General features: G+C 60.4%; 13 protein-coding genes. 3 read left to right on the top strand and 10 right to left on the bottom strand.

Annotation, left to right across the window (positions count from 1 at the left end):
* The first annotated feature begins 29 nt into the window (after positions 1-29).
* Genes GGD50_RS28695 through GGD50_RS28685 form a run of 3 tightly spaced genes read left to right on the top strand, consistent with a single transcriptional unit; the run spans position 30 to position 2,014 of the window.
* Positions 30-818, top strand: a complete 789-nt coding sequence (locus GGD50_RS28695; RefSeq protein WP_183940542.1) for an SDR family NAD(P)-dependent oxidoreductase — start codon at positions 30-32, stop codon at positions 816-818.
* A gap of 19 nt (positions 819-837) precedes the next feature.
* The gene (locus GGD50_RS28690; protein ID WP_183940540.1) at positions 838-1,617 is read left to right on the top strand and encodes a MoaF C-terminal domain-containing protein; all 780 of its coding nucleotides are present in this window, start codon (positions 838-840) and stop codon (positions 1,615-1,617) included.
* Between the two features lie 7 nt (positions 1,618-1,624).
* On the top strand, positions 1,625-2,014 hold the full coding sequence (locus tag GGD50_RS28685; RefSeq protein ID WP_183940538.1) for a nuclear transport factor 2 family protein: 390 nt from the start codon (positions 1,625-1,627) through the stop codon (positions 2,012-2,014).
* A gap of 44 nt (positions 2,015-2,058) precedes the next feature.
* Here the strand turns inward: GGD50_RS28685 and GGD50_RS28680 are convergent, their stop codons facing one another.
* The 10 genes from GGD50_RS28680 to hpaR all read right to left on the bottom strand — a co-directional run bounded on the left by GGD50_RS28680 (position 2,059) and on the right by hpaR (position 12,413).
* Entirely contained in the window at positions 2,059-3,003 is a 945-nt protein-coding gene (locus tag GGD50_RS28680) for an AraC-like ligand-binding domain-containing protein (protein WP_183940536.1), read from the bottom strand.
* Positions 3,004-3,036: 33 nt separating this feature from the next.
* Positions 3,037-3,753: an ABC transporter ATP-binding protein gene (locus tag GGD50_RS28675; protein ID WP_183940534.1), complete on the bottom strand. Its 717-nt coding sequence runs from the start codon at positions 3,751-3,753 to the stop codon at positions 3,037-3,039.
* A gap of 1 nt (position 3,754) precedes the next feature.
* Entirely contained in the window at positions 3,755-4,459 is a 705-nt protein-coding gene (locus GGD50_RS28670) for an ABC transporter ATP-binding protein (protein ID WP_183940532.1), read from the bottom strand.
* Entirely contained in the window at positions 4,456-5,493 is a 1,038-nt protein-coding gene (locus GGD50_RS28665; RefSeq protein ID WP_183940530.1) for a branched-chain amino acid ABC transporter permease, read from the bottom strand. The genes GGD50_RS28670 and GGD50_RS28665 overlap by 4 nt, the downstream gene beginning before the upstream one ends.
* Positions 5,490-6,356 (bottom strand): branched-chain amino acid ABC transporter permease, encoded by an 867-nt coding sequence (locus GGD50_RS28660; protein ID WP_183940527.1) that lies wholly within the window; start codon positions 6,354-6,356, stop codon positions 5,490-5,492. Before GGD50_RS28660 ends, GGD50_RS28665 begins: the two co-directional genes overlap by 4 nt.
* A 69-nt stretch (positions 6,357-6,425) precedes the next feature.
* Complete coding sequence (locus GGD50_RS28655; protein ID WP_183940525.1) at positions 6,426-7,679, bottom strand: ABC transporter substrate-binding protein; 1,254 nt, start codon at positions 7,677-7,679, stop codon at positions 6,426-6,428.
* Positions 7,680-7,738: 59 nt separating this feature from the next.
* Positions 7,739-9,334 carry a GMC family oxidoreductase gene (locus tag GGD50_RS28650; RefSeq protein WP_183940523.1) on the bottom strand — a complete coding sequence of 532 codons (1,596 nt, stop codon included), beginning with the start codon at positions 9,332-9,334 and terminating at the stop codon, positions 7,739-7,741.
* 3 nt (positions 9,335-9,337) lie between these two features.
* Positions 9,338-10,744 carry an aldehyde dehydrogenase family protein gene (locus GGD50_RS28645; RefSeq protein ID WP_183940521.1) on the bottom strand — a complete coding sequence of 469 codons (1,407 nt, stop codon included), beginning with the start codon at positions 10,742-10,744 and terminating at the stop codon, positions 9,338-9,340.
* 102 nt (positions 10,745-10,846) lie between these two features.
* Entirely contained in the window at positions 10,847-11,833 is a 987-nt protein-coding gene (locus GGD50_RS28640) for a helix-turn-helix domain-containing protein (RefSeq protein WP_183940518.1), read from the bottom strand.
* A gap of 100 nt (positions 11,834-11,933) precedes the next feature.
* Positions 11,934-12,413, bottom strand: a complete 480-nt coding sequence (gene hpaR, locus GGD50_RS28635) for a homoprotocatechuate degradation operon regulator HpaR (RefSeq protein ID WP_246451591.1) — start codon at positions 12,411-12,413, stop codon at positions 11,934-11,936.
* Positions 12,414-12,427 lie beyond the last annotated feature (14 nt).

Genomic DNA, 12,427 nt, shown 5'->3' with positions numbered 1-12,427 from the left:
GATGATCCGCAAAGCCGAGAGGAGGAAACATGCGTTTCAAGAACAAGACTGCCTTGATCACCGGTGGTGGCACGGGCATTGGCGCGGCGGTCGCTCGCCGCATCCGGCAGGAGGGTGGCAATGTCGCGCTTGTAGGGCGTCGGCCCGAACCGCTTCGCGGCGTTGCGGAGGAAATCGGTGCCGCTGTCGTTGCAGCCGATGCGGCTGACAGCGCGGCCATGAGGGCCGCCGTCGAGAAAGTCGTCGAGACCTTTGGCGGCCTTGACATCCTGATCGCCAATGCCGGCGGTCACGGTGTCGGACCAACGGTCAGCATGTCGGATGAAACATGGGATCTCGCCGTCCGGCTCAATCTCAACACCGCTTTCGTCAGTGCGCGCGAATCCCTGCCCCATCTCATCAAGAGCAAGGGCAATATCGTCGTTCTGGCCTCGATCGCAGGCCTCTTTGCCGGGCCGGATGCGGCGGGTTACGTCACCATGAAACACGGCTGCATCGGCCTCGCGAAATCGCTGGCGCGCGACTATGGCCGCAAGGGCGTGCGCACCAATTCCGTTTGCCCCGGCTGGGTTTCGACGGTGATGGCCGACGAGCAGATGGAAGTCATCGTCGATAAGTTCAAGCTGAAGAATATCAAGGAAGCCTATGCGCTCGTCACCAAGGACGTGCCGCTCGGTCGCCCGGCAACCGCCGAGGACGTCGCCAATGCCGTCTGCTTCCTGGCTTCGGCAGAGGCATCGATGATCAACGGCGCAGTCCTGACCGTCGATGGCGGCGCCGGCACTGTCGACCTGCCGACCCTCGCCTTTGCGGATTGATCAAGAGGAGGAGACACCGATGAACCAAAATCCAAAGGATTGGAAAACCTACGACGAATTCGCCTACGGCATCGACACGAACCGCTTGCCCGCAACCGAGGCCCTCGCCGGCCCATCTTACAAAATCAGCTTCGACGACGGCCGCACGTTTGAGCTGGCCTTTGCTAACGGCGAAATCAAATGGTCTGAGGGCAAGGATGGCGGCACCGACAAGGCGGAAGTGATCGAAGTCGCGCCGAAGACCTATTTCGTGGAGATCGTCTTTGCCGGTCGTCCCAAGGAAGCCGAAACGCTGATCCTCAATATCGAAACGCGACGCGTGCTTTCCATCTATTCCCTCGTTCGCGATGCCAAGGATGCTGTCGGCGAGCCGCAGGTCGCCCAGATCTTCCGGCCTGGTGTCATCGAGGGCGGTGCAGTGAGCGGGCCGGTGCCGCACGAAAGCCGCGACCTGATTGGGCTCAGGGCACATTTCACCTACAGCCCCAATCACGTCTACGAGCACACTTATCTGTCGTCGCAGCGCTACGCCTGGCAATGCCTGGTCGGCGTTCAGCGCGGCCATGGCGACGTCGATCTCGCCACCACTTACAAGTTCGACGACAACCTGTACATCTTCACCTTCCGCGAATTCAAGATCCCGGTCGCATCAACATTCTTTTATAATTTCAACGACATGCGGTCGACAGGCAAGTTTCTCGGCATCACCGGAGATGGCCGCATCCAGAACAGCCCGGCCGGCGCCTTCATCCGCAAGGCATCAATGACCTATTACCTGCCCGGCCAGGAACCAGTGTGAGGACGCAATGCGCAGAGCTTTCGATATCGTAAAGGCACATTACGACGCCAACGACCGCCGCGACATGGACGGCATGCTTGCCGACATCGCTCCGGACTGCCGCTGGACGGAGATGGACGGTTTCCCCTGTGCGGGCACCTATGTCGGTCCGCAGGAAGTCTTCGAGAACGTCTTTCAGGCGCTCGGCCAGGCCTTCGACGGATACACCTTCAAGCTGGAACGTCTTCTCGACGCCGGCGACGAGGTGATCGGCGTCGGAGATTATAGCGGCACGCATAAGCGCACGGGCAAGGCCTTCAAAGCCCGCGTCGTGCACGTTTGGGACGTGGCGGGCGACAAGATCCGCCGTTTTGAGCAGTTCACGGATACGTTGAGGGTCGCCGAATCCATGCGATGAAAAATCGAGGTGGCCCAGCGTTCTGTCGGGCCACCACCCTCAGTCTATGAAATCCGGGCCTTGCGCCATTGCGACGGCGAAACGCCATAACGATGGCGGAAGGCTCGCGAAAAATGCGCGCTGGAGGAAAAGCCGAGCGCGAAAGCGATCCCGGATATTTCCCCCGCATAGCCTCCGGCATCTCGCAATTGCTCCGCCGCTCTCTGCAGACGCAGATCCCAGATGTAGTCCGAAGGCGTCAGGCACTCGACTTCGAATGCGCGATAGACATAGCGCACCGAGCAGCCCATACGGCGCGCGATCATGGTAACGCTGAGGTCCGGTCGCGCGAGGTGGATGTCGATGAAATCCTTGATCCGCTGCAGCAGCAGGTCCAACGGATTGACGACCGGCCTTGCCGGCTGAAGGTCTGCAGCCATCATGGTACGGACAAGATCGACCATGGTCTGGCCGACGCTGGAGCGCCGTGCTTCGTCGAGATGGTCGATTTCATGCATGGTCGAATCCATCAGCGACAGCAAAATCCGGCACATGCCGTCTCGCTCGGCATGCGCGGTAAAGGGCCTCGTCAGGCGTTCGACCGCCGCGTGGGGCAATGCGTGACGCGGCAATTGCAGCAGCAATTGGCGAACCGGCGTGTTGTTTGTCAGCATGTAGGGACGGCGCGGATCGTAGATCACCAGTGCATTCTGCGAAACCGGCGCATGCAGCCCGCTTTGGGCAAGCAAGGCGCTGCCTTCCGTCTGCAGGAGCAGCTTGATCGCGTCCGGATCATCCGGCCCAGCCATAACTCGTTCCCCAAAGACGACATGCCGATCCGCCTCCAGCCGCGTCAGCCGGCAAGCGCCCAGCATGGCCGATGTCATCCGGCTTTTTTCCTCATCGGCGGTGCTGAAGTCGATCCGAACATTTCCGAACGGGTTGCGAGCCAGTCCCGCAAACGCTCGCCCATTGGCGCTCTCGACATACCGTTGAAGTGCTGCAGCCATGCTAGGTGTCCTCCAGAGGTGAAACCCTCCGCTTCAGCTCGCCAGGTAGGCGCCGTGGAGAATATCCGGCTGCGCTTTGAGGGTTGCAGCGGCACCGGTAAAAGCAAGATATCCGCGCTCGAGGACAAGGGCCTGATCGGCGAGATCCAGTGCGAGGTTGGCGAACTGCTCGATCAGCAGGACGCCGATGCCACTGGCGGCCGCGATCTTCAGCGCCTCCGCCAAGCGCTTGACGACGGCCGGCGAAAGACCGAGCGACAGTTCGTCGACGATCATGAAACGGGGCTTGGCGACAAAGGCCTGCGCCATCGCCACCATTTGCTTCTGGCCGCCGGAAAGATCCGATGCCGATTGACGGCGCCGCTCGGCAAGCTCGGGAAAGATTTCATAGGCATGTTCCAGCCCCCGCCGGCGCGCTAGCGCCGAACCCGCGAGCGCCGCCACAAGAATATTGTCTTCCACGGAAAGCTGCCCAAGCACGCGATGTCCTTCGGGGACGAGCGCAAGACCGGCCCGGCGAATGCGGTCAGGCGAAAACCCTTCAAGCGCCACATCGCCCAGACGTACGGAGCCGCCGCGCGGCAAAACGCCCGCCATGGCCATCACCGTGCTCGACTTCCCGGCTCCGTTGGCACCAAGCAATGTCGTGATCTTGCCGGCCGCGACCGAAAAGGAAACACCATGAATGACGCGCTTGCCGCCGCGCTCGACAACGAGGTTCTCGACGCTCACTTCCGATGTGACGTTCATGTCAGAACTCCCCCAGATAGGCACGCCGCACATTGGGATCGGCCAGCACCGTATGTGTTGCCCCGAGCGCCAGAAGCTTGCCGTAGTCGAGCACCATGGTTTCGCTGCAGATGGAACGGATGAGATCGACATCATGGTCGATAATCAGGACCTGTGCCCGGAACTCCGAGGGGATGCGCAGCACCAGTTCACGAAAGGCTTTGCCTTCCTCTTCGGTTAGGCCTGCGGCCGGTTCGTCGAGGAGGATGAGCTTCGGTTCACCGGTAACGCATTTTGCCAGTTCGACGAGGCGGCGCTGGAAGAGATTGAGGGATTGGCCGAGCCGGTCGGCAATCGACATCAGGCCTACAAAGGCCAGAGCCTGGTCGACAGCGCGGGAACAATGTCCGGTGCCGACGACATGATCTGCGATTGCGGCAATGTTGCCGGCGACCGTCAGATCCTCCACGACCTGCTCGGTCTGGAACGAACGGCGCAATCCGGCCCGCACACGCTGTAGCGGCGTCATCGGCAGCAAAGCCCGCTCGTCGAGCAAGACCGAGCCCTGGATGGGTTTCACGAAACCGGAAAGCACGTTGAGCAATGTGGTCTTGCCCGCTCCGTTCGGGCCGATGAGACCGGCCACCGGCGCCGTGAGCACGGCACTGAGTTCATTGATCGGCCGGACACCGCCAAATTGAACGATGAGATTATCGATCTTGATCATCGTGTCCTCCGCCGGGAAACACCAGCATTCAGCCGGGCAATCAGCGCCGAGATCTGGCCGGCGATGCCGGTCGGCGCCGTCGCCAAAGCATGAAACAGGGCGACACCGAAAATCCCGATCGTAGCGTAGCCGTCGATACCGAGGTCAGTCAGAAGCGCCGGCACAGCGCGCAACAGCAGCCCCGCGATGACAGCGCCGTACCAGTTGAAGACCCCGCCGACGATCGCAAGCGCGAAGAGATTAAGGCTTTCAAAGGCACCGAAGGCGCGCCCGTCGAGCTGACCGACGTTGCCTGCAAGCAGTCCACCTGCAAGACCTGCGAGAAAGCCGCTCAATGCGAATGCCCAGGCCTTGTAGATCAGCACGTTGACGCCGCTCGCCACCGCGACCGTCTCGCCCTTACGGATCAGCGCCCATGCCCGGCCGGGACGGGCAAGTTTATGCCACTGCGCAATCAGCAGGCCGATTCCAGCAACCGCACAGACATAGAGGAAATAGGAGACTTCTCCGTCGGCCATTGCCGGCCTTGCCAACATCGCGCGGCCGGAGCCGTCAGCCCTTCCCAGGAAGCCGGGACCACCATCGGGAAAGCCCCAGGCGCTGATGACGATCTGAAAGGCACCGGCAAGCATGAGCGTCACGAGCGCGAGATAGAGACCGCGCAAACGCAATGCGGGCACGCCGAATGCCAGTCCCACCACCGAAGCCACGATGGCGCCCGCAAGCAGGCTTGCCTCGAAGGGCGGGTGGAAGGCATGGCCGACGCGAAGTGTCACCCAGCCGCCGACCCCGACAAGGGCAAACTGGCAAAGAGAGACGAGACCAAGCTGACCATAAAGGATGGCAAGACCGGCAACCGATAGCGACAGTGCGATCGCAGAGGTGGCCGCGGACAGCCAGAAGGAATTGGCAAGGCTGGCGACGACGACCGAAAAGGCCAGCATCGTCACCGGCACATGAAGAAGTTGCCTGGGCAGACGCACCATCGATATGCCTTCGGCGTTTGGGGCGATTGTTTGCTCCTGAATGGTCATCGGTCCTTCAACGCGACTTTCGCGGTGCCTCCCAGAATTGTGACCGCGATCAGCGCGATGATGAAGGGTGCCGCCGCGCGATAGGGCGATATCCAGGCAATCGGCGTCAGCACCGCCTCGGCAATGCCGATCAGAAGGCCAGCCACGGCCGTTTGCCACAGCGACTGCAATTGACCGAGGATCGCAGCGGCGATAGCAGGTATGACCAGCAAGGTCAGAAAGGTTCCCTGCAGCCGCACGAGGTCGGCAAGCAACAGGCCGGCAAAGCCAGAGAAAATACCGGTGATGATCCAGGCGGCAGTTTCCGTATAGAGGATACGCACGCCGAGGACGGCGCTGAGATCACGATCGTTGGCAAGAGCGCGCATATCAAGGCCAAGACGCGTACGGTTCAGCAGCATCGTTATGGCTACGACCATCACGATGGCGAGGATAATGGCGATGACACGCGTGAAGGTCAGACGAACGGCGAAAAGAGAAATGAACATCTGATCGGTCGGGAACTGCAGACGACGTGGCAGTTCGCCCCAAGTGACGCCCATGATCGCGATCAGGATAAGTGCGGGCGCCAAGGTTCCGACGGCCCGCACGACAATATCGCGATGCGCCAGCATAGGTGCGAATATCCGTCCATAGAGAAAGCTGATCGTCGTCGAGACGGCAACGGCAGCAAGAATGGCCGCGGCGAGCGGCATCTTCCACTCAAGCAACTGCCAGGCACAATGCGCACCGATCGCGCCGAAGGCGCCGAATGCAAAGTTGAGAACGCCAGTCGCTCGAAACAAGACGACGAGCCCGACGCCGGACAGCGCATAGATTGCACCGATCCCCAGCCCGGAAATGACAAAGGGTAGAAGGTTCATGGATCGATCCCCTCGGGTCGCTCGGCTCCGCGGCTTTTGCGCCGCGGAACCGAGGGCAAACGTCAGCGCTCAGTTGATGCCGGCGGACTTTTCAAAAGCGCGGATATCCTTCAACTCCGGATCCGGCGATGGTGCGCAATCGGAAACGACCTTCCACTTCCCGCCTTCGCTGACAGCCATGCGAGTCGTCGAATTGGCGTTGTGGCGCGCCTGACCCTCACCGAAGTACCAGGGAGCACAGAAGATATCGCTCTTGAAATCCTTGATCTGGCGCACGGCGGCAGAAGCCGTCTCGCGATTGATGTTGGACGGATCGAGCGTCATCAGCGCCTTCTCGGCGATGCGGGCAGCCAAATAGCCGGCCTGGGCGAAGGTGTCGCGCGGGTCAGACTTCTGACCATATTGGTCCATGACGGCCAGCCAGTTCTGATTGTCCGGGGTCGCGGCGTTCAGATCGTTGAATTCCATGTTGACATAGAACTTGCCATCCCAGCCCGAGCCGATGGTGGCGGGAACGGAGAGATCATAGGCTGAGGCGGCGCTCAGGAAGGTGATCGACTGGTTAAGGCCCTGCTCTTCGGCTGCCGTCAGCAGCGGCACGGTAACACCTTTCGGCAGACCGAGAACAATGACGTCAGGTTTGCTTGACGCCGCCTGAAGAATAATCGACGTGGCATCCGCTGAGCCCGGATCCATCAGGATCGTCTGAGCAGCAAACCCCTTTTCCTTGGCAAGCAGCATCACGCCATCGCAGGACCAGGTGCCGACATTCGGAATATTCGGGCCGATGCAGACGACGGATTTGGCGTTGAGTTTATCCAGCGCATAACCCATGGCGCCCAGCATGGAAACACGGGGGCCGGCGTTGGCCGGCGCGTAATTTTCTGCAAAGTAGCATTCTCGCGGCACGCCGACGCCGGCGAGCACCAGAATGCCAGCCTTCTTGTAAAAATCAGCATTGGCACCGCATTCAACAAAGCTCGAATTGCCGACCATCAGCACAGCCTTCTGGTCGTTGACGAGTTTTGCAGCGAGCTGCGCGGCGATTTCCGGATTCCACTGGTCGTCCTCGACCAGATATTTGACCGGCCGGCCCTTGATGCCGCCATTGGCGTTCAGGCAATCGAAATAGGCCTTCGCCGCCTTGGTGGAATTGGAAAAGTCATCCGGTCCGGTCTTGCCGGTGATGGCGCCAATCACAATCGGCTCGCCCGTTGCCGGCTTGCCGCCATTGTCGCCGCAGGATGCGGCCGCATGCGCGCTGAACGCCGAAACGAGCGTCAGAAAAAGGCCGATTGCCAGCCCTCTCAGTTTGATAGGCATAGTCTCCTCCAGTTTGTTGTCCCGCTCCCCACGGGCTCTTTACTTCCCCGATTTACGGCTCAGCCGGAAATCGACTTTCCTGTCATGAAGGCGGCAGCCTTTGCCGCAATCATCATCGTCGGGGCGTTGGTGTTGCCCGACACCAAGGTCGGCATCACCGAGGCGTCGCAGACGCGCAGCCCCTCGACCCCTCGCACCTTCAGGTCCGGCCCGACCACTGCCATGCGATCGTCGGCCCGGCCCATGCGGGCCGTTCCCGCCGGGTGGAACACGGTCTTGCAAGACTGGCGAATGTAGTCGCGCAGGGCCTCCGGGTCCTTCTCAACGCCGGGCTTCGGCAGCACGCGGCGCTTGACCAGCTTGGCAAGGGCCGGCGCGTCGAGAATGCGGATCGCCGTTTCGACGCCGCGCACCAAAGTCTCGATATCGCCCGGATCGGAAAGCAGATTGGCGTTGAAGTCCGTCTGCTCCTTGGGATCTGCGCTCTTCAGCCGGACCCAGCCGCGCGAGCGCGGTCGCAGATAGCACGGACCGATGCTGAGGCCGTGACCGGGCTCGGGGTCTCGGTCGACAAAGCCGATCAGGACCGGCAGGACATGGAACTGGACGTCCGGCTGTCCTACCCCGGCCGTGTCGACGAAGCCGCCGCACTCGACGACGTTGGAAGACAAGAGCCCACGATGCGAGGTCAGATAGCGCAGCAGGTGACCAGCAGCGCGAAGACCCTTGTCGTGGCCGAGGATCGAGATCGGCTCGCGCGTCTCGCCCTGCACCGGCACTTCCAGATGGTCCTGATAGTTGTCACCTACTCCCGGCAGGTCGGCGACGACCTTGATGCCCAAAGAGGCGAGATGCTCGCCATCGCCAACGCCAGACAGCTGCAGGATCTTCGGCGTTGCGATGGCACCGGCGGCAAGTGCGATCTCACGAGATGCCTTAAATACCGTTCCGTCGAGCAACTCGACGCCGACCGCCTTCTGCCCCTCAAACAGGATACGGGCGACCTTGCGCTCCGTCAGCACGGTCAAGTTCGGCCGCTTCTCCGCCTCGCGCAGGAAGGCCTGGGCCGAACTCCAGCGACGGCCGCCATAGGTCGTGCTTTGGTAGAAGCCGACGCCAGCCTGATCCGCGCCGTTGAAATCATCATTATGAGGAATGCCAATTTCGGTTGCGGCCTTGATGAAGGCTTCACTCAACGGATGGCGATGGCGCGGATCGGAGACGCGCAGCGACCCCTTTCTCCCATGGAATTGGCCGTTCAACCGCTCGTTGTTTTCCAGCGAGCGGAAAACTGGAAGCACATCCTCGTAGGACCAGCCCTGGCAGCCCATTTGCGACCAGGTGTCGTAATCGTTGCGATGACCGCGAATATAGATCATCGCATTCACGGAACTGCCGCCGCCCAGCACATTGCCCTGCGGCACGATGCTCGGCCGGCCATTCAAGCCCTTGTCGGGGTTCGATGCATAGGGATGAATATCGATGCCCTTGCCCAACACCTTGAAGAAGGTTGCGGGAATGTGGATCCAGGGGTCCGAATCCCGCCGGCCAGATTCGATCAGCAGCACCTTATGCGCCGGATTTTCCGAAATCCTGTTTGCCAGCACGCAGCCCGAGGAGCCGCCACCGACGATGATGTAGTCATAAGTCGCCATGGCTCAGCTCAATACCGTCTGGATTGTGGTGAATTCCTTCAGCCCTTCGATGCCGAACTCGACACCGATTCCGGACTGTTTCACGCCGCCGAAGGGCGCATTGGGCTGGATCGTGCCATGCTTGTTGATCCAGACCGAACCGCATTCGAGCTGCATCGCATAGCGCTTCGCCTTCTCCGCGTCGGAGGACCAGACGGAACCGCCAAGGCCGGCGGGATTCTGATTGGCACGGGCCACCACCTCGTCGATGTCGCTGTAACGGATGATCGGCAGGGCTGGACCGAACTGTTCTTCATCGACCAACCGGACGCCATGGTCGACATCGGCGACGAGCGTGATCGGATAAAAATAACCGGGGCGATCCATCGGTGCCCCGCCGGTCAGGATGCGGCCACCACGGGCACGCGCATCGTCGACAAGCTCGCGCACTTTGTTGTACTGCATCTCGTTCTGTACCGGCCCTAGGATACTGGACTCGTCCAAGCCATCGCCAACGATGATCCTGGAAGCGTAATCGGCAAGGCCGCGGCAGACATCTTCATAGATGCTGTCGTGAACATAAAGACGTTTCAGCGCCGCGCATGTCTGGCCGTTATTGATGAAGGCGCCCCAGAAGAGACCTTCGACGATGGCTTTCGGATCGGCATCGGGCAGCACGATGCCAGCATCGTTGCCGCCAAGTTCCAGTGTCAGGCGTTTCAGGGTCGCGACCGCGGAGGCCATGACCTTCTTGCCGGTTTCCGTCGAGCCGGTGAAGGTCATCTTGGCAATGCCGGGATGTGCGGAGAGGGCCGCACCAATGCTGTTTTCGCCGGTGATGACATTGACGACGCCCGGCGGCAGAACCTCGTTCATGATCTCGACGAGGCGGATGGTCGAAAGTGGCGTCAGAGGCGACGGCTTGATGATGACGGTGTTGCCGGCCCGCACAGCCGGAACGATATGCCAGCAGGCAATCATCACTGGCCAGTTCCAGGGCGTGATCGAACCGACGACGCCGACCGGCTTACGATGTAGCTCTACGCGCCCCTCACTATCATCCTGCAGGATCTCGACGGGCAGTTCGAGCTCGGCGGTATGGCGTGTCCAAGCAATTGCCGCGCCGATCTCGAAGCGCGAACCGAGACCGTTGAGCGGCTTACCCTGCTCTCGGGTGAGGATCTGGGCGAGCTCCTCGGCATGCTCGTTGATCTTCTCCGCGACGTCGCGGCAGGCCTTTGCGCGCTCTTCGTTCGAGGTCTGCGACCAACTCTTGAAGGCCTTCGCGGCTGCAGCGACTGCCTGGTCGAGGTCGATTTCGCTGGCAAGCGGCATATAGCCGACAACGCTGCTATCAGACGGATTTGCGACCGGTGCATGATGGGATGTGGCGACAGGTTCGCCGCCGATAAGCAGGGTATACTGCTTCACGATATTCTCCTCCCGTGACTTCCGGGAGGACTATGGCTATTGCTGCAACACCCGTCTTGGGGAGAAACGCGCCTCGTCTTGGACTGGAGCGCAGAGTGCGCATCAGTCCGATTTATGGGCCGGCTCGGGGGAGCGAAGCAGTTCGCTCGGCGCACAATCGAACAGATCCTTGAAGCTGCGATTGAAATAGGAAATGTCGTTGAAGCCCGCAGAATAGGCGACTTCGGCGATCGTCGTCGGGTTGCGTTGCTCCTTCAACTGCTCGATCTTTTCACGCGCGAAACGCAGCCGCTTGTCGCGAATGACAGTCGTGCAGGTCATCCCCATCCCCTGGAAATCCTGCTGCAGGGTGCGGATCGACACACCCAATCGTGTTGCCAGCCATTTGGCGTTGAGATCGGTATCGGTCAGGTGTTTGTCTATCAGAATGTCGACCATTTGCATGCGCCTTCCGGCACTGTCATGCAGCGAGTTCAAGCTGGCGGTCTGGATGCCGGTCGACAGGAACGCCTGACGGGTCGTATCGAACATCAACTGGCGCAGATGTGGAGAAGCCACATCATTTTCCGGCGTCGTCATCATCTTGGCGATCAGCGCACGCAGCATCATCGCCATCGGATCGCTCGCCACAAGCTTACGGGCGACATCGAAATCGACCTTGCGGTCCGAATACATTAATTGCCGTGGCAGATGCAGCGACAGATGATTGGAGAAGTGTCCGCGAAAATAGAAAGTGGTCGGCCGGGTGGAATCCACCAGAATGCATTCGCCGACATCGAGGATGTTCTGTTGCCCGGAATGCTCGACGCCACAGACGCCTTCAAGCTGCAGGATCAGGAACAGGTGCTCATTGGCATCCCGGCGAATATCGTCCCAATCACGGTGAACATAATCCAAATCGTTGGAAACATGGGCGAACTCCATGCCGCAGACATCGATGCGGCTCGCCATACCGACCACACTATCGCCGCGCTTCATCGTATGCGGGTTGAAGTTCCCACAGATGCTTTGAAGCTCATCCACCCATTGATCGTAAGGCGTCGGCGACCAAGCGCGATCGACGAGGTTGCGGTTCTGCAAGAGATCCAACTCTGCCTCCCAACAGCGTTAGCATAAAGGAAGACTGCTATAGTTCGGCTGGATCGTCAATAAATATGTTTAACACATTAATTAGTTCAACGCTGAGAACTCAATCCTCCGCGTAAGGTCCACCCTCAAGCCTCAGGGATGCCAACTCGTCGAGCATATCGAGAAGCTGCTCCATCCGCTCCGCCCCAAAGCGGCTGTCGATATCGGAATATACCTTCAGGCTTTCCGGCATGACTTCCTCGACGATCGCCTGTCCTGCCGGTGTAATCTGCAACAATACCCGCCTGCCGTCTGCCTCATCCTTATGCTTAGTGATGAAACCGCGCTCCTCGAGCGATCGGATCATCCGCGTAAGGCTCGGCGCTAGGATCGACGCCTTGTCTGCCACCTCGGTCGCATCGAGCCTGCCTGCCTCACTGAGAACGCGGATAACCCGCCACTGCTGTTCGGTCACGTCATGCGCAGCGAGGATCGGCCGAAAATGGCTCATCACCGCCTCGCGGGCACGCAGGAGCCCAATAGCCAGAGAACGGCGGCGGTCCCGATGCGGTTGGTTGGACGTTGCGGATGATGTACCCAACTCTGACGGCCCCT

Origin of the sequence: Martinezella paranaensis, assembly GCF_014200235.1 — a bacterium.
Taxonomy (GTDB): domain Bacteria; phylum Pseudomonadota; class Alphaproteobacteria; order Rhizobiales; family Rhizobiaceae; genus Rhizobium; species Rhizobium paranaense.
The sequence above is the reverse complement of the archived record's forward strand: the minus strand, read 5'-3'. Positions and strand labels throughout refer to the sequence as shown.

Coding starts and splice junctions, on each gene's coding strand:
- GGD50_RS28695 (WP_183940542.1), top strand. CDS start 30: ATGCGTTTCAAGAACAAGACTGCCTTGATCACCGGTGGTGGCACGGGC.
- GGD50_RS28690 (WP_183940540.1), top strand. CDS start 838: ATGAACCAAAATCCAAAGGATTGGAAAACCTACGACGAATTCGCCTAC.
- GGD50_RS28685 (WP_183940538.1), top strand. CDS start 1,625: ATGCGCAGAGCTTTCGATATCGTAAAGGCACATTACGACGCCAACGAC.
- GGD50_RS28680 (WP_183940536.1), bottom strand. CDS start 3,003: ATGGCTGCAGCACTTCAACGGTATGTCGAGAGCGCCAATGGGCGAGCG.
- GGD50_RS28675 (WP_183940534.1), bottom strand. CDS start 3,753: ATGAACGTCACATCGGAAGTGAGCGTCGAGAACCTCGTTGTCGAGCGC.
- GGD50_RS28670 (WP_183940532.1), bottom strand. CDS start 4,459: ATGATCAAGATCGATAATCTCATCGTTCAATTTGGCGGTGTCCGGCCG.
- GGD50_RS28665 (WP_183940530.1), bottom strand. CDS start 5,493: ATGACCATTCAGGAGCAAACAATCGCCCCAAACGCCGAAGGCATATCG.
- GGD50_RS28660 (WP_183940527.1), bottom strand. CDS start 6,356: ATGAACCTTCTACCCTTTGTCATTTCCGGGCTGGGGATCGGTGCAATC.
- GGD50_RS28655 (WP_183940525.1), bottom strand. CDS start 7,679: ATGCCTATCAAACTGAGAGGGCTGGCAATCGGCCTTTTTCTGACGCTC.
- GGD50_RS28650 (WP_183940523.1), bottom strand. CDS start 9,334: ATGGCGACTTATGACTACATCATCGTCGGTGGCGGCTCCTCGGGCTGC.